This is a genomic window from Nocardioides sp. REDSEA-S30_B4, assembly GCF_001627265.1.
Classification (GTDB): domain Bacteria; phylum Actinomycetota; class Actinomycetes; order Propionibacteriales; family Nocardioidaceae; genus Nocardioides.
The window spans coordinates 35578-51331 of sequence record NZ_LUPI01000012.1 but is presented as its reverse complement, the minus strand read 5'-3'; the positions used below and the strand labels follow the sequence as shown (position 1 = coordinate 51331).

Here is a 15754-nt window from a genome sequence, read left to right as displayed (position 1 = left end):
GGAAGGACTGGCCGTCGCGGCGTGGAAGGGGCGCCGAACCGGCGTATTGATACGCCGGTTCGGCGTGAAGATCGTGTGCCGGCCGGCGCCGGTCGGGACCAGTGGCCCCAAAATGGGTGCATCCCTACCATGCGCGCGACGGCCTGCCTAGACTTGTGCCGTCGGCCACGGGGACGAGGCCGTGCACCAGGCGAGCACCATGGAGGAACCGTGCCACTCTCGGAAGAGGAGCTGCGACTGCTCGAGCAGATGGAGCGCGCCCTCTCCGAGGAGGATCCCAAGTTCGTCTCCACCCTGCGCGGCACCTCGCTGCGCCGCGCCGCCCGGCGGCGCGCGGTGCTGGCCGGCGCTGTGTTCGTCCTCGGAGTCGTCCTGCTCATGACCGGTGCGGTCATCAACGTCTGGCCCATCGGCATCGCCGGCTTCGTCGTGATGCTCGGCTCGGCCACCCTCGGTCTCAACGCCCTGCGCGGTCAGGCCCAGGCGGCCCCCGCTCCCGGCGAGGAGGCACCCGGCCAGCCCACCGGACAGACCGGCTTCACCGTCATCGACGGTGGCCGCCGAGGCAAGATGCGCTCGCGCCAGCGCGGGTCCTCCGGCTCCTTCATGGAGCGCGTCGAGGAGCGGTGGCGTCGTCGCCGCGAGGAGAACGGCGGCTTCTGACCCCGAGACCCCGGGGGACCGGGGTCTCGACGCCCGCTCGCTGGCGCTCGCTGCTCGACCAACAGTGGGGACCGACGACCGCTCGCTGCCCGCCCGGCAGTGGGGCCGTGCCCCTCGCTGCCCGACCGGAAGTGGCCCTCAGCGCACCTGGTCGACCAGCTCGCGGTCCACGACCGGGGAGCCCGAGGCAGCCGGCCGGGTCGGTCGCACCAGGGTCCGGGGCAACCAGTGCGCGCGGCGTCGAGCGCGCGGCTCGGCCGCGCTGACCAGCCCGGACACCACGCGTACGCCGTCGCGCCGGACCTCCTCGGTCACGTCCGCCTCCTCGGAGTCAGCCCGCGCGTAGCGCTGCTGCTCCAGTCGGGCGACCAGCCGGTCCAGGGCCGGCCGGGGCGCGTCCAGCCCGCCCACCTGCGGAAGGTGCTCGCGCAGGGCCGAACCGGTCACGCGCGGCGAGCGGCCCGACTGCCACGGGACCCCGAGGTCCACGGCGGTGTCGCGCAGCTCGGCCCACACCGACTCCAGGTCGCCGGCCAACCGGCGTACCCGACGACGGCGGCGCCACGCCCCCGGCAGCGCGGCCAGGGCCACGAGCAGCAGCAGTGCAGCCACCGAGCCCACCGCGCGCACGACCCAGGCCGAGCTCACGCCACCCTCGTCCTGCGTCGCGGCCAGCGGGTCCTCCGCCTGCTCCGGCGTCCGGTCCGGGGTCTCGTCGTCGGGCCCGCCGGGGTTGGCGGTGTCGTCCTGGGGGCGACCGGTGGGGCTGGTCGGGTCGGTGTCGGGGCCGTCCACCGACTGCCGCGTGTAGCTCGGTACGCCGTCGGCCCGGTCGGCCGGCGTGGGCTCGAAGCGCACCCAGCCGGCCCCGGCGATGAACACCTCGGGCCAGGCGTGCAGGTCGTGGGCGGAGTACTCGAAGACCCCGTCCTCGACCTCGTCCGGCACGAGGAACCCCACCGCGACGCGGGCGGGGATGCCGAGCTGGCGCGCCATCACCGCCATCGCCGCGGCGAACTGCTCGCAGTAGCCGGTGCGCCCGCCCTCCTCGGTGGACAGGAAGTTCACCAGCTCGTCGGTGCCGTTGCCCGGGGGCACCCGGTCCAGGGAGTAGGTGAAGTTCTCGCGGAACCAGTCCTGCAGGGCGACGGCCTTCTCGAAGCGGGTGGGGGCCTGGCGGGTGACGTCGTTGGCCAGCTGGCGGATCAGCGGCGGCATGCCCGGCGGCAGGGCGGTGAAGTCGGCGGACACCTGTCCGGCCGAGGAGGGCGCGTCCGCGAGCTGCTGGGCGGAGAGGTCGAGCTGGACCCCGGTCATGGAGTAGCTCATCCCCGCGGTGTCGAGCTCCTTGTCGGCGGAGAGGAAGTCCATCGTCGAGGCGTCGTAGCGCCAGTCGCCCTCGGCCCGCACGGCGGTGACCGGTGCCATCGTCGGCAGCCACCGCGAGGTCAGCGAGTCCAGCACCTCGACCTCGTAGCGGAACGTCGAGCGCGGCACGGACTCGTCGACACCCACGAGGTCGGGCATCCGGCCGTCGGGGAGGTTCTCGGTGGGGATCTGCCGGTCGCCGGAGCTCCACTCGTTGGCGGTGAACCGGGTGAGCACGGAGGTGCGCAGGTAGGAGGGTGCCGGGTCGTCGGTGGTCAGCCGCAGCAGCGGCACGTCGGCGCCGCGGTTGAGGTCGCGGCGCAGGTCGACCATCGGGTTCTCGATCTCGATGCCGTCGCCGCCGGGGCCACCGCGCCCGATGTCGAGCAGGCGCACCTCGAGGGTCGGAATGGCCAGCGGCACGACGACGGCCAGGGCCGTGGCCGAGAGGCCGATCGAGACGGCGCTCATCCGCACGCCGGCCGACTGCAGGCTGCCGGACGCGCCACGGGGACCCTCCTCGAGGGACCGTCCCCACCGGTCGACGTCGCCGGCCTCCTGGCCGAACAGCAGCACGAGGAAGCCCAGCGCGGTGAGCGCGAAGACCCACCAGATGAGGTCGGTGCCGAGCAGTCCGACCGGCAGGCTGTAGGCGACCAGCAGCGGGATGCCGGCCAGCGGCACGCGGCGCAGCCCCGCGGCGAGCAGGTCGACCAGCAGCAGGCACAGCAGGCCACCGCCGAGCAGCAGCGGCGAGACGTCGGCCTCCTCCGCCGGCACCGGGGGTGCGTAGGCGCGCGCGCCCTCCATCGCCAGGTCGACCTCGGCGCGCAGGTCCGCCCACGCCGCGCCGACGGGGACGGGGGAACCGCTCACGACGTAGCTGAGCACCATGCCGGCCAGCACGACCTGCAGCACGAGCACCCCGAACGGGCCCAGGCGTGCCCAGCGACCCAGGGCCCCGACCCCGGCCACGACACCGGCGAGCACGACGAGCGGGACCAGCACGTCACTGGGGCGGTCGGTCAGGCCGCGCCACGACAGCAGGGCGACCCACGTCGTGGCGGCGGCGACCGAGGCGGTCACCAGCGCGGGCCCCAGGGCGGGGGAGGGACGGCTCATCGCGCCGCCCCGGCGCCCACGCGGCTGCCCAGCTCCTGCCAGGCCACGTCCAGCGGGTCCTGGGGACCCAGCCCCACGGCCCGCCAGCCCCGGGCGGCGAGCACCGGCGCCGCGGACCCGGTCGCACGACCGGCCCACGCGTCGACGTCCAGCGCCAGCGCGAGAGGTACGGCGGTGAGCGACTGCATCCGCCGCAGCACCGGGGCGTCGGCCTCGCCGACGGCTCCGAGCACGGCGACGACGAGACCTCCGTGGCCGGGCTCGGCCAGCCAGCCGGCGTCGAGGGTGGTGACGGGGCTGGGCTGCAGCACCGCCAGCGCCTCGAGCAGCGGCCCGGTGTTGCGGTCGGCGTCGCGGTCGTGCCACACGGCGTGCTCGACGGCGTTGGCGGTGACCAGGCGGACCTGGAAGCCGCGGTGGGCCAGGTGGGTCGCCACCGAGGCCGCCACGCTGACGGCGGCCTCCAGCGAGGAGCCCGCCCCCTGCCCGCGGTGGGCGGAGGCCCGGTTGTCGATGACGATGGTCGCGCGGGCCTGCCAGGGCTGCTCCTCGCGGCGGACCATCAGCTCGCCCATCCGCGCCGAGCTGGGCCAGTGCACCCGTCGCAGGTCGTCGCCCCGGCGGTACTCGCGCACGGTCACGTCCTCGGCGCTGCCCGTGGCGAACGCGCGCGGCCGCTGGTCGCCCGACCCGTGCGAGGACCCGCTGAGCGGCACGGCCGGCAGCGGGACGGTCCGGGGGGTCACGGTGAGGAAGGAGGTGGAGCGGAAGGCGCGGCCGAGCTCGACCAGGCCGAACGGGTCGGTGATGCGGACCTGCATGGGGCCCACCTCGTGTCGGCCACGCACGTCGGAGCGGACCTGGTAGGACACCTGGCGGTGCCAGCCGCTGCGCACCCCCTCCAGCACGAACCGGGGCCGGGTGCCCAGCGCGTAGGGCACCTTGTCCTCCAGGAGCAGGACCCCGCTCGGGGTCCGACCGTCGTTGGTCAGCGAGAGGGTCACGCGCGCGGGCTGGCCCGCGCCCACCAGGCTCGGGGACACGCTGCGCAGCAGCGCCAGCCGGTAGCGGCTGCGGCCGAGCACCAGCGCGGTGACCAGCGGGAGCGCCAGCACCAGCACGCCGGCCCGGGTCAGCGCCGGCTGGCCGAGCAGCACCGCGCAGACGATCGCGGCGATGCCGGCGGCCACGAAGGAGCGACCCCGCAGGGTCAGGCCCGCCAGCGCCTCGCGCATCAGTGCCGGTGTCCCTCGGGCACCGCCACGGACCCGAGCACCCCGGCGAGGATCTCCGGAGTGGTGCGACCGCCCATCGCGGCCTCGGTGCTCGGCAGCAGGCGGTGGGCCAGGACGCGCTCGGCGAGGGCGGCCACGTCGTCGGGCAGCACGTAGTCGCGGCCGGCCATCGCGGCGTACGCCTTGGCGGCCCGCACCAGGTGCAGCGTCGCCCGGGGCGAGGCGCCGAGGGCCAGGTCGCTGGTGCGGCGGGTGGCGGCGCTGATCGCGACGGCGTAGCGCTGGACCGGCTCGGAGACGTAGACCTGCCCGACGATCGCGATGAGCTTGCGCAGCTCGGCGGCGTCGGTGACCGGCTCGAGGTCGTCGAGCGGGCGGTGGCTCGTGTGGGTCTGCAGCATGGCCAGCTCGGCGGCCTCGACCGGGTAGCCGACCGACACCCGCGCCATGAAGCGGTCGCGCTGGGCCTCGGGCAGGGCGTAGGTGCCCTCCATCTCGATCGGGTTCTGCGTCGCGATGACCATGAAGGGGGAGTCGAGCTGGTACGTCGTGTTGTCGACGGTCACCTGCCGCTCCTCCATGCACTCCAGCAGCGCCGACTGGGTCTTGGGGGAGGCCCGGTTGATCTCGTCGCCGACCACCACGTTGGCGAAGACGCCGCCGGGGCGGAACTCGAAGGTCCGGGTGTCCTGGTTGAAGACCGAGACGCCCGTGACGTCGGAGGGCAACAGGTCCGGGGTGAACTGGATGCGGCGGACGCTGCAGTCGATGCTGCGCGCCAGCGACTTCGACAGCATCGTCTTGCCGACGCCGGGCACGTCCTCGATGAGCAGGTGCCCCTCGGCCAGCAGCACCACCAACGTCGCTGAGACCACGTCGGGCTTGCCCTCGATGACCCGCTCGATGTTGCCGCGGACCTGGTCGGCGACCCGGGCCAGTGTGCCCAGGTCCGCCCCGTCGGCGCTCGGTGCTGCCACGGCTGCGTCCTCTCCCTCGTCGGTCTGACCACCGTAGGCGGTCGCAGCAACCTAGCCGTCCGCTGCGCACCGGGGTCAGACGTCTGGGATCACGGGTTGGTTGCGAACACGCGCGATCGGATCCCGGGGCGCCCGGGAGGACGTGTGAGCGCCGGGGAGAGCTGTGAGGGGCGGGGAGGAGCGCCGGGGAGAACGGGGGAGCGGAGGGGGTGCGAAAGGGGAGGAAGGTGGTTGACGGTGGAGGAAAGTGGAGTAGGGTGGGGGAAAGTGGAGGAGCCGGGTGGTTCCTGACGTCCAGCGGAGGTGCCCCGTGTTCTTCATGGGCACCTACACGCCGAAGCTGGACGAGAAGGGCCGCCTGTTCCTCCCCGCCAAGTTCAGGGACGCGCTCGCGGAGGGCCTCGTGATCACTCAGGGACAGGACAACTGCCTGACCGTGTGGCCCGAGCAGACGTTCATGGCCGAGGCGGCCAGGGCCCAGGCGACGCCGATGACGAACAAGGACGCGCGCGACTACCGCCGCGTGCTGTTCGCCGGAGCCGAGCAGGGGACCCCGGACAAGCAGGGGCGCATCGGCATCCCGACCTTCCTGCGGGCCAGTGCCGGTCTCGAGCGCGACGTCGTCGTGGTCGGGGTCGGGGACCGCGTGGAGATCTGGTCGCCGGCCCGCTGGGAGGAGTACTCCAGCGGCGCCCAGGCCAAGTTCGCCGAGCTCGACGAGTCGCCCGGCGACTGATCGCCCCCACCGGCGCTCCACCCACGCTCCACCACAACTGCACAGCGGGACACCGCAGGGCCTGGTCCCTGCCCGCTCCACCCCTTCTGCGACACCTTCCCCGGCCGCAGACGGACGTCTCTGGGACACCTTCCCCGGCCCCAGATCACGAGCTCACGGAGCGGGCGAGGACCAGGCCCGGCGGGATCCCCCCGCAGGTCCAGCGCCCGCAGCACCACCGCGCACCACCCCGCACCACCACCCCCACACCGCCGTCCAGATGGGTCGAACCATGAGCAGCACGCACGCGCCGTCGCCGGCGCCGACCGCCGAGCGGCGGGTCCGGCACCAGGCCCGCGACGCGGCCGCGCTCATGGCGTTCTCGCTGGCCACCTCGGTGGGGGCGGCCACGGGCCTGGCGCTGCTGACCGGCCTCTCGGGCCTGGGTCGCTGAGGTGGCCGGCCCCCTGCACGTCCCGGTGCTGCTCGACCGGGTCGTGGCGCTGCTGGCGCCCGCCCTCGAGCGCGACGCGGACGACCGTCCCCGCGTGATGATCGACTGCACCCTCGGCCTCGGTGGCCACTCCGAGGCCGTGCTGACCCGCCTGCCGTCGGCCCGCGTGATCGGCGTCGACCGCGACACCGAGGCGCTCCGGCTGGCCGGCGAGCGGCTGGCGCCCTTCGGCGACCGGTTCACCGGCGTCCACGCCGTCTACGACGAGATCCCCGACGTCATGGCAGACCTCGGCCTCGACGAGGTCGACGCCGTGCTCTTCGACCTCGGTGTCTCCTCGATGCAGCTCGACGTCCGCGAGCGGGGCTTCGCCTACGCCGAGGACGCGCCGCTGGACATGCGGATGGACGGCACGACCGGGCCGACCGCGGCCGACGTGCTCAACAGCTACTCGGTCGGTGACCTGACGCGCATCCTGCGCGACTACGGCGAGGAGAAGTTCGCCCGCAAGATCGCCCAGGCGGTCGTACGTCGCCGCGAGGCCGAGCCGTTCACCACCTCCGGGCCGCTGGTGGAGCTGTTGTACGCCGAGATCCCGGCACCCGCCCGGCGTACCGGCGGGCACCCGGCCAAGCGCACCTTCCAGGCGCTGCGCATGGAGGTCAACGACGAGCTCGCCGTCCTGCGTCGTGCGCTCCCGGCCGCGATCGAGGCGATCGGGGTCGGCGGGCGCGTGGTCGTGGAGTCCTATCACTCCCTCGAGGACCGCATGGTCAAGCAGGCCTTCACCTCCGGCACCCGTTCCGAGGTGCCTCCCGACCTGCCGTTCGTGCCGGAGGGCAGCGAGCCGCCCCTGCGGCAGGTCACGCGGGGTGCGGAGAAGGCCGACGAGTCCGAGATCGCCGAGAACCCCCGGGCCGCCTCCGTCCGACTGCGCGCCGTCGAGCGCGTCCACCCGAGCAAGCACACCCGCCAGCACCACCAGAGCAGGAACAGGGGAGCCGTCTGATGCCCAGCCCCGTCAGCACCGCCGCGCTGCGTCAGCGTGCGCCGCGCCTGGCCGAGGCCGCCGTCGAGCGTGCCCGGCTCACCGTCGTCCCGCGGGCCCGCACCCGGGCCGCCCGCGTCCCGTTCGTCTCCCTGGTGACCCTCCTGCTGCTCGGCGGTGTCGTGGGCCTGCTGCTGTTCAACACCTCCATGCAGCAGTCCTCGTTCACCGCGACCTCGCTGGAGCAGCGTGCGGCGCTGCTCTCCGCCCGCGAGGAGTCGCTCGGCATGCAGCTGGAGAACCTGCGCGACCCCCAGGTCGTCGCCCGCAAGGCCCAGCAGCTGGGCATGCGGGTGCCGGCCGCTCCGCTCTTCCTCGACCTGTCCGACGGGTCGGTGGAGGGCGACCCGGTCGGGGCACGCGTGGTCGCCCCGGTGCTCCTCGACCCGCGCCCCGCGGCGCGCCCGTCGCTGCTCGACCCGCCGGCGACCGTGGTCCGTCCTGCCGAGGGCGTGCTGAGCGACGGGCGTGGCGACGCCGCTGCGGCCGAGCGCGGGGGTAGGAATGGCGCGGAGGCCCGTGCCGAGCGCCGGGCCGAGAAGAGGGCCGAGAAGAGGGCCGAGAAGAAGGCGGAGAAGCTGGCCGAGAAGAAGGCCGAGAAGAAGGCCCAGCGGAAGGCGGAGAAGCTGGCCGAGAAGAAGGCCGAGCGGGCGAAGAAGAACAGGGACGCCTGACGCCCTGTCGGACGGCGGACCAGACCCCAGCAACAGACCCAGCACCAGACCAAGCACCAGACCAAGAGACGAGCAGAGGACACCGTGGCGACCTCCCGCTACCCCCGTCGTGGCGCACCCCAGGTGCGGCTGCGCATCGGCTTCGTGCTGATCGCGATGGTCCTCTCGGTCTTCGGGGGCCGCCTGGTCCAGCTGCAGGGACTGGACCCGGGCTCGTACGCCGCGATGGCCGCCGCCGAGGGATCACGCGACGTCGTGCTGCCTGCGACGCGGGGCGACATCCTCGACCGCAACGGGGAGCCGCTGGCCGAGTCGGTCGACGGCGTCATGGTCATCGCCGACCCGGCCCTGGTGAACACCGACGAGGCCGGCAACCCCGTCGACCGGGCGCCCCAGCTGGCCAAGCTGCTCTCCACCAAGCTCGACGTCGACTACGTGACGGTCCTGGAACGGCTGCGCCGCACCGACACCCGCTTCCAGTACATGGCCCGAGCCGTGCCGGCCGCCAAGGCCGCCCACGTGCTCGACCGCGCGCGTGCGCGCGGCTTCGACGGACTGACCACCCAGCGCGACCCGATCCGGGTCTACCCGGCCGGCGACGTCGCCGCCAACCTGGTCGGCTTCCTCGGCACCCCGTTGGGTGACGGCACCCCGCAGCCGCTGGCCGGCTTCGAGCGCACCTTCGACGCCCAGCTGTCGGGGACCGACGGGTCGGCCCGCTACTCGGTGGCCGCCGGGCAGAAGATCCCGCTCGGCGAGCAGACCGTGGTCGAGGCGGTCGACGGCGAGGACCTCACCACCACCATCGACCGCGAGCTGCAGTGGTACGTCCAGCGCGTCCTGCGCCAGACCGTCTACGGCGCCCGTGCCGACTCCGGCGTGGCGATCGTGATGGACTCCCGGACCGGTGAGGTCCTCAGCCTCGCCGACTACCCGACGTACGACGCCAACCAGCCGCTGGAGTCCGACGAGGCCGACCTCGGCTCGCGGGCGATGAGCGACGTCTACGAGCCGGGTTCGGTCGAGAAGGTGCTGACCCTCGGTGCCCTGGTCGACGCCGGCCGGGTCACGCCGCGGACCCGCCTGACGGTGCCGGCGTCTCTGGCCCGCCAGGACCGCTCGATCGGCGACTGGTTCGACCACGGCACGATCAAGCTGACGCTGGCCGGGGTGCTGGCCAAGTCCTCCAACATCGGCACCGTCCTGGCGGCCGACAAGTTCGAGGGCGACGAGCTGCGTGACTACCTCACGGCCTTCGGGCTCGGTGAGGCCACCGACGTCGGGGTGCGCGGCGAGTCGGCCGGCATCGTGCCGTCGGGGTCGCTGTGGACCTCCCAGACCCAGGACCGCGTCGCGTTCGGCCAGTCGATCTCGGTCAACGCCCTGCAGATGGCTGCGGCCATCAACGCCGTGGCCAACGGCGGCGTCCGCGTGGACCCCAGCGTGGTGCGCGGCACGGCCACGACCGACAGCGGCCAGCGGGTCGGCACCGACACCACGACCTCGCGGCGCGTCCTGTCGGAGGAGGCCGCGCGCAAGACGATGCTGATGATGGAGCGCGTCGTCGACCCGGACGCGGGCGTGGCCCCCCGGGCCCAGGTCCCCGGCTACCGCGTCGCCGGCAAGACCGGCACCGCTCAGCGGGCGTCCTCGGAGTGCGGCTGCTACGACGGCACCTTCACCGTCTCCTTCGCCGGGTTCGCCCCGGCCGACGACCCCCGGTTCACCGTCTACGTCGTGGTCCAGAACCCCCGCAACGGCGGGGGTGGCGGCTCGGTCGCCGGCCCGGCGTTCTCGAAGATCATGGGCTACGCCCTGCGTCGCTACGCCGTGCCCCCGACGAGCACCAAGCCCTCCGACCTGCCCGTCGAGTGGTGAGCCGTCGAGTGGTGGCCGGCCCCGCCCGTCCCTAGGGTGGTCCGACCGTGAGCAGCGACCCGAATCCCCGCCCCACCCACCCGCCTCGTACGACGCTGGGCGAGCTCGCCGCGCGCGCCTGCCCCGGAGCCACCTGGCGCGGCCGGGAGCCGGAGACGGTCGAGGTCACCGGTGTCACCCTGAGCACCCGACGGGTCCGGCCCGGCGACCTCTACGCGGGGCTGCCGGGGGCGCGGGCGCACGGGGCGGACTTCGCGGTCGAGGCCCTGGCCGCGGGGGCGGTCGCCGTGCTGACCGACCCGGCCGGTGCCGACCGGCTGCCCGAGGGCACGCCCACCCTGGTCGTCGACGACCCGCGGGGCGTCCTGGGGGCGGTGAGCGCGGAGGTCTACGGCCACCCCGCCCGGAGGCTGACGATGATCGGGGTGACGGGCACCCAGGGGAAGACGACCACGACCCGCCTCCTCGAGGGCGGTCTGGCCGCCGCCGGCCACGTCGCCGCGGTGGTCGGCACGGTCGGGACCCGCATCGCCGGCGAGGACGTGAAGACGGCTCTCACCACGCCCGAGGCGCCGGACCTGCACGGCCTGTTCGCGTTGATGGTCGAGCGCGGGGTGCAGGTCTGCGCCATGGAGGTCTCCAGCCACGCGCTGGTGCTGGGACGGGTCGACGGCGTGGTCTTCGACGTGGCGGTGTTCCTCAACCTCGGCCGTGACCACCTCGACTTCCACGACACCGTGGAGGAGTACTTCGAGGCCAAGGCGTCCCTGTTCACGCCCCAGCGTGCCCGCCGCGCCGTGGTCTGCGTCGACGACGAGCACGGACGGCTCCTGGCAGGCCGCACCTCGCTGCCCGTCGCGACGGTGTCGGTCGCGGGCACCGACGCCGACTGGCACGCCGTCGACGTGCACCCCGCCCCGAGTCGCACCGACTTCACGGTGGCCGGCCCCGGTGGGCTGCGGATCGAGGGGGGCGTCCCCCTGGCCGGCGGCTACAACGTCTCCAACGCGCTCGCCGCGGTGGTCGCGGCCGGGGAGGCGGGGCTCGAGCCCGCCCCCGTCGCACGCGGCATCAGCGGGCTGGCCGGGGTCCCGGGGCGGCTGGAGTCGGTGCACGCCGGTCAGGACTTCGAGGTCGTCGTCGACTACGCGCACAAGCCGGACGCCGTCGAGGCGGCCATCGGGGCCCTGCGACCGCTCACCGAGGGGCGCGTCCTCGTGGTGATCGGGGCGGGCGGGGACCGGGACACCGGCAAGCGCCCGCTGATGGGGGAGATCGCCGCCCGGCTGGCTGACCTGGTCGTGGTCACCGACGACAACCCGCGCACCGAGGACCCGGCGAGCATCCGCGCCGCGGTCCTGGCCGGCGCCGAGCAGGTGCCTTCCGACCGGCGGGCCGAGGGGCTGGAGGTGGGGGAGCGGCGAGCCGCGATCGCCCACGCCGTCGCGCAGGCCCGACCCGGCGACATCGTGCTGATCGCGGGCAAGGGCCACGAGACCGGTCAGGAGGTGCACGGCACCGTGCACCCCTTCGACGACCGCGAGGTCGCGCTCGAGGCGCTCCGCGCCCTCCCGGCACGCCCCGACCGCCGCGGGCCGGCGTGAGGATCCCCACCCGCGCGGCGGGGCGTGGTGGCGGACCCGGCGCCATGCGCCAAGATGGTCGACGGCCCGCACCCGGGTCACAGGACAACCGACCGACCAGGTCGCGAGAGACGACGGCGCACGGGCGCGCGGAGGTGGACGAGCGGTGAGGGCGATCCTGCTGGCGGGCGGCATCTCGCTGCTGATCTCGCTGATCGGCACCCGCTACGCCATCCGGCAGTTCACGAAGATGGGCTACGGCCAGGAGGTCCGTGACGACGGGCCGACGACCCACCACGTCAAGCGCGGCACCCCCACGATGGGCGGTGTCGTCCTCATCGGCGCCAGCGTCATCGGCTACTTCGCGGCGAAGATCATCACCGTCAGCACGCCCAGCGCCTCCGCGCTGCTGCTGCTCCTGCTCTTCGTCGGCACCGGCCTGGTGGGCTTCCTCGACGACTTCATCAAGATCTACAAGCAGCGCAGCCTGGGCCTGCGCAGCAAGGCCAAGATCGTGGGCCAGACCGTGGTCGGTCTCGCCTTCGGCATCCTGGCGCTCAGCCCGCTGCTCGAGGACGACCGCGGGCAGCGTCCGGCGTCGTTCTCGCTGTCCTTCATCCGCGACTTCGACAGCTTCGTCCTGCCTGCGGTGGTCGTGGTGGCGCTGATCCTGCTGATGGTCATCGCCACGAGCAACGCCACCAACCTCACCGACGGCGCCGACGGGCTGCTCACCGGGTGCAGCGTGATGGTCTTCGGTGCCTACACCATCGTCAACATCTGGCAGAACAACCAGTGGTGCCGCCTGGAGGACATCACCTACGGCAAGTGCTACGAGGTGCGCGACCCGCTCGACCTGGCGGTGATCGCCGCGGCCATCACCGGCGCCTGCTTCGGCTTCCTGTGGTGGAACGCCGCGCCCGCACAGATCTTCATGGGCGACACCGGCTCGCTGGCCCTCGGCGCGGCGCTCGCCGGCCTGGCGATCCTCACCCGCACCGAGCTGCTGCTCATCGTGCTCGGCGGCGTCTTCGTCATGGAGACGGTCTCGGTGATGCTGCAGGTCACCTGGTTCAAGGCCACCCGGCGCCTCACCGGCACCGGCAGGCGGCTCTTCCGCATCGCGCCCATCCACCACCACTTCGAGATGATCTGGGAGGAGGTCACCGTGGTGATCCGGTTCTGGATCCTCGCCGGCCTGTGCGTCGCCGGTGGCCTCGGGATCTTCTACGCCGAGTGGGTCGCGGGCACGTGAGCGCCGACCGTCCCCGCCACGACCTCCAGGCCCTCGGGCAGACCGACTCCTGGGAGGGTGTGCGGGCCGTCGTCGCCGGCTTCGGCGTCTCCGGGTTCGCCGCCGCGGACAACCTCACCCACCTCGGGGCCTCGGTCACCGCGCTGGACGAGAACGCCGCCGGCAAGGAGGAGCAGGCCGAGCTGCTCGGCGTCCTCGGGGCCGACGTACGCCTCGGGCCCGGCACGACTGCCGCCCTGCCCACCGACCTCGACCACGTCGACGTCGTCATCACCTCGCCCGGCTGGCGGCCCGACAGCCCGCTGCTGGTGGAGGCCCGTGACCGCGGCATCCCGGTGTGGGGCGAGGTGGAGCTGGCCTGGCGGCTGCGCCACCCCGACCACGACACCCCGTGGCTGGCGGTCACCGGCACCAACGGCAAGACCACGACGGTCCAGATGCTCGACGCGATCCTCCGACAGGCCGGCCTGCGCAGCGTCGCCGCCGGCAACGTCGGGCTGCCCCTGGTCGAGGCCGTCATGGACCCCGTGCCTCACGACGTGCTCGCCGTGGAGCTCTCCAGCTTCCAGCTGCACTACACCGACTCGATGAGCGCCGAGTCCGCCGCGGTGCTCAACGTCGCCGAGGACCACCTCGACTGGTACCCCTCGATGACCGAGTACGCCGCCGACAAGGGCCGTGTCTTCGAGCGGGTGCAGCGGGCCTGCGTCTACAACGTCGCCGACCCGACCACCGAGCAGCTCGTCCGCGACGCCGACGTGGTCGAGGGAGCCCGGGCCATCGGCATCACCCTCGGGATGCCCCAGCCCGGGATGCTCGGGGTCGTCGAGGGCCTGCTCGTGGACCGCGCCTTCATCGAGGAGCGTTCCACCAGCGCCGCCGAGCTGTGCACGGTCGACGACCTGCCCAGCCCGGCTCCGCACGTGGTGTTCAACGCGCTGGCCGCCGCGGCCCTCGCACGCGCCCACGGCGTCTCGCAGCAGGCGGTGCGCGACGGGCTGCGCGGCTTCTCCCTCGACGGGCACCGCATCGCGGTCGTCGCCGAGCAGGACGGCATCACCTGGGTCGACGACTCCAAGGCCACCAATCCGCACGCCGCGCTCTCCTCCCTGCGTGCCTACGACCCTGTCGTGTGGGTGGCGGGAGGCCTGGCGAAGGGCGCGCGCTTCGAGGACCTGGTCGCCTCGGTGCGCGACCGGCTTCGCGGGGCGGTGCTACTGGGCCGCGACGCCGACGTCGTCGCCGAGGCACTGGCCCGACACGCGCCCGATGTGCCGGTCATCCGGGTCGGGAGCGATGAGACTGGTGTGACTGATGGTGGAGACGGTCCGATGGGTCGCGTCGTCGAGGCCGCAGCGTCGCTCGCCCAGCCGGGCGACACGGTGCTGCTGGCCCCGGGGTGCGCCTCGATGGACCAGTTCGCCAACTACGGCGCCCGCGGTGACGCGTTCGCCGCGGCCGTCCGGGCCCACCTCGGAGGCTGACGCACGACCCGCACGAGGAGCAGGAGCGCCAGGTGAGCACCACCGCCGACGAGACCCGGCTGATGACTCCCGGCGAGCTGCGCGGCGAGCGGGACGGTGAGGGCGCCGGCGGCCGGTTCGCGTGGCTGGTCTCGCTGCGCGAGGCGCTCGACAAGCCCCTGACGTCGTACTACCTGCTGCTGGGTGCGTCCGCGCTGCTGCTGACCATCGGCCTGATCATGGTGCTGAGCGCCTCCAGCGTCTACTCCTACCGCTTCAACGACGGCGACTCCTACGCGGTCGTGCGCCGCCAGCTGATGTGGCTGCTCATCGGGCTCCCGGCCGCCTTCGTGGCCTCACGCCTGCCGCTGGGCTTCATCTCGGTGTGGGTCTACGTCCTGTCGCTGGTGCTGCTGTTCCTCACGATCTTCCTGGGCCGCGAGATCAACGGCAACCGCAACTGGCTCGGGGTCGGCCCGCTGCAGATGCAGCCCTCCGAGGTGGCCAAGCTGGCGCTGATCCTGTGGGCGGCCACCGTCTACGCCAACAAGGAGCGCCGGCTCGGCAACCTGCACCAGCTTGTGGTGCCCGTGGTCCCCGGGATGTTCCTGGCGACCGGTCTGGTCGTGGCCGGGCGCGACCTCGGCACCGCCCTGGTCTTCGGCGCGATCCTCATGGGCATGCTCTGGGTGGTCGGCGCCCCGATGCGCTTCTTCGTGCTCATCTTCGCCGTCGTCGGAACCATCGCCGCCGGCTTCGCGGTCACCGACGGCGAGCGCTGGGCGCGCCTGACCACCTTCATGGACCCCTTCGCCGACTTCCACGACACCGGCTGGCAGCCCGCCCACGGCCTCTACGCCCTCTCCAGCGGAGGCTGGTTCGGCCAGGGCATCGGCGCCTCGCAGCAGAAGTGGGGCGACCTCCCGGAGGCCCACACCGACTTCATCTTCGCCGTGCTCGGCGAGGAGCTCGGGCTCGTCGGCACCCTGCTGGTGGTGGGGTTGTTCCTGACCATCGCCTTCGCCGCGCTCCGGGTCGCCCGCTGCACCGAGAACCCGTTCGTGCGCTACGCGACCTTCGGCATCGTGGTGTGGCTGCTGGGCCAGATGATGATCAACGTCGGCATGGTGCTCGCGCTCCTGCCCGTCATCGGGGTGCCGCTGCCGCTGGTCTCCTACGGCGGCTCCTCGCTGCTGCCGTCCCTGGCGGCCCTGGGGCTGCTGATCGGCTTCGCCCGGCGCGAGCCCGAGGCGGCGCGCGCCCTGGCCGCGCGTCGTCGGTCACGCTCGACCGGAGTCTCGGCGGGTCGGGTCTCCTGA

Annotated in this window: 13 protein-coding genes; 10 read left to right on the top strand and 3 right to left on the bottom strand. The window is 73.4% G+C overall.

Annotated elements, in window-relative coordinates; translation table 11 throughout:
* The first annotated feature begins 210 nt into the window (after nucleotides 1-210).
* Nucleotides 211-663 carry a DUF3040 domain-containing protein gene (locus tag A6R01_RS04210; RefSeq protein WP_292603890.1) on the top strand — a complete coding sequence of 151 codons (453 nt, stop codon included), beginning with the start codon at nucleotides 211-213 and terminating at the stop codon, nucleotides 661-663.
* Nucleotides 664-801: 138 nt separating this feature from the next.
* On the opposite strand, the gene A6R01_RS04205 is transcribed toward A6R01_RS04210, so the two are convergent.
* The 3 genes from A6R01_RS04205 to A6R01_RS04195 are packed head-to-tail and all read right to left on the bottom strand — an operon-like array spanning nucleotide 802 to nucleotide 5365.
* Nucleotides 802-3153 carry a DUF3488 and transglutaminase-like domain-containing protein gene (locus A6R01_RS04205; protein ID WP_292603888.1) on the bottom strand — a complete coding sequence of 784 codons (2352 nt, stop codon included), beginning with the start codon at nucleotides 3151-3153 and terminating at the stop codon, nucleotides 802-804.
* A complete protein-coding gene (locus tag A6R01_RS04200; RefSeq protein ID WP_292603886.1) occupies nucleotides 3150-4388 on the bottom strand; it encodes a DUF58 domain-containing protein in 1239 nt (412 codons plus the stop codon). Before A6R01_RS04200 ends, A6R01_RS04205 begins: the two co-directional genes overlap by 4 nt.
* Nucleotides 4388-5365, bottom strand: a complete 978-nt coding sequence (locus A6R01_RS04195) for a MoxR family ATPase (protein WP_292603884.1) — start codon at nucleotides 5363-5365, stop codon at nucleotides 4388-4390. The genes A6R01_RS04200 and A6R01_RS04195 overlap by 1 nt, the downstream gene beginning before the upstream one ends.
* 319 nt (nucleotides 5366-5684) lie before the next feature.
* Here A6R01_RS04195 and mraZ point away from each other — a divergent pair, with 319 nt between their 5' ends.
* The 9 genes from mraZ (at nucleotide 5685) to ftsW (ending at nucleotide 15754) form a co-directional block, all read left to right on the top strand.
* A complete protein-coding gene (gene mraZ, locus A6R01_RS04190) occupies nucleotides 5685-6101 on the top strand; it encodes a division/cell wall cluster transcriptional repressor MraZ (protein WP_292603882.1) in 417 nt (138 codons plus the stop codon).
* A 271-nt stretch (nucleotides 6102-6372) separates the two neighbouring features.
* Nucleotides 6373-6534 carry a hypothetical protein gene (locus tag A6R01_RS04185; protein WP_292603880.1) on the top strand — a complete coding sequence of 54 codons (162 nt, stop codon included), beginning with the start codon at nucleotides 6373-6375 and terminating at the stop codon, nucleotides 6532-6534.
* Nucleotide 6535: 1 nt separating this feature from the next.
* Complete coding sequence (gene rsmH, locus A6R01_RS04180) at nucleotides 6536-7543, top strand: 16S rRNA (cytosine(1402)-N(4))-methyltransferase RsmH (protein ID WP_292603878.1); 1008 nt, start codon at nucleotides 6536-6538, stop codon at nucleotides 7541-7543.
* Nucleotides 7543-8256 (top strand): hypothetical protein, encoded by a 714-nt coding sequence (locus tag A6R01_RS04175; RefSeq protein WP_292603876.1) that lies wholly within the window; start codon nucleotides 7543-7545, stop codon nucleotides 8254-8256. The genes rsmH and A6R01_RS04175 overlap by 1 nt, the downstream gene beginning before the upstream one ends.
* Nucleotides 8257-8340: 84 nt before the next feature.
* Nucleotides 8341-10134: a penicillin-binding protein 2 gene (locus tag A6R01_RS04170; protein ID WP_292603874.1), complete on the top strand. Its 1794-nt coding sequence runs from the start codon at nucleotides 8341-8343 to the stop codon at nucleotides 10132-10134.
* A 47-nt stretch (nucleotides 10135-10181) separates the two neighbouring features.
* Nucleotides 10182-11738, top strand: a complete 1557-nt coding sequence (locus A6R01_RS04165) for a UDP-N-acetylmuramoyl-L-alanyl-D-glutamate--2,6-diaminopimelate ligase (RefSeq protein WP_292603872.1) — start codon at nucleotides 10182-10184, stop codon at nucleotides 11736-11738.
* A gap of 145 nt (nucleotides 11739-11883) precedes the next feature.
* Nucleotides 11884-12972 carry a phospho-N-acetylmuramoyl-pentapeptide-transferase gene (mraY, locus tag A6R01_RS04160; protein WP_292603871.1) on the top strand — a complete coding sequence of 363 codons (1089 nt, stop codon included), beginning with the start codon at nucleotides 11884-11886 and terminating at the stop codon, nucleotides 12970-12972.
* Complete coding sequence (murD, locus tag A6R01_RS04155; RefSeq protein ID WP_292603869.1) at nucleotides 12969-14456, top strand: UDP-N-acetylmuramoyl-L-alanine--D-glutamate ligase; 1488 nt, start codon at nucleotides 12969-12971, stop codon at nucleotides 14454-14456. Before mraY ends, murD begins: the two co-directional genes overlap by 4 nt.
* 32 nt (nucleotides 14457-14488) lie before the next feature.
* A complete protein-coding gene (gene ftsW, locus A6R01_RS04150) occupies nucleotides 14489-15754 on the top strand; it encodes a putative lipid II flippase FtsW (RefSeq protein WP_292603867.1) in 1266 nt (421 codons plus the stop codon).

Excerpts from the sequence above, each read along its gene's own strand:
- mraZ (WP_292603882.1), top strand. The coding sequence starts at position 5,685 with ATGGGCACCTACACGCCGAAGCTGGACGAGAAGGGCCGCCTGTTCCTC.
- A6R01_RS04205 (WP_292603888.1), bottom strand. The coding sequence starts at position 3,153 with ATGAGCCGTCCCTCCCCCGCCCTGGGGCCCGCGCTGGTGACCGCCTCG.
- A6R01_RS04185 (WP_292603880.1), top strand. The coding sequence starts at position 6,373 with ATGAGCAGCACGCACGCGCCGTCGCCGGCGCCGACCGCCGAGCGGCGG.
- A6R01_RS04200 (WP_292603886.1), bottom strand. The coding sequence starts at position 4,388 with ATGCGCGAGGCGCTGGCGGGCCTGACCCTGCGGGGTCGCTCCTTCGTG.
- A6R01_RS04175 (WP_292603876.1), top strand. The coding sequence starts at position 7,543 with ATGCCCAGCCCCGTCAGCACCGCCGCGCTGCGTCAGCGTGCGCCGCGC.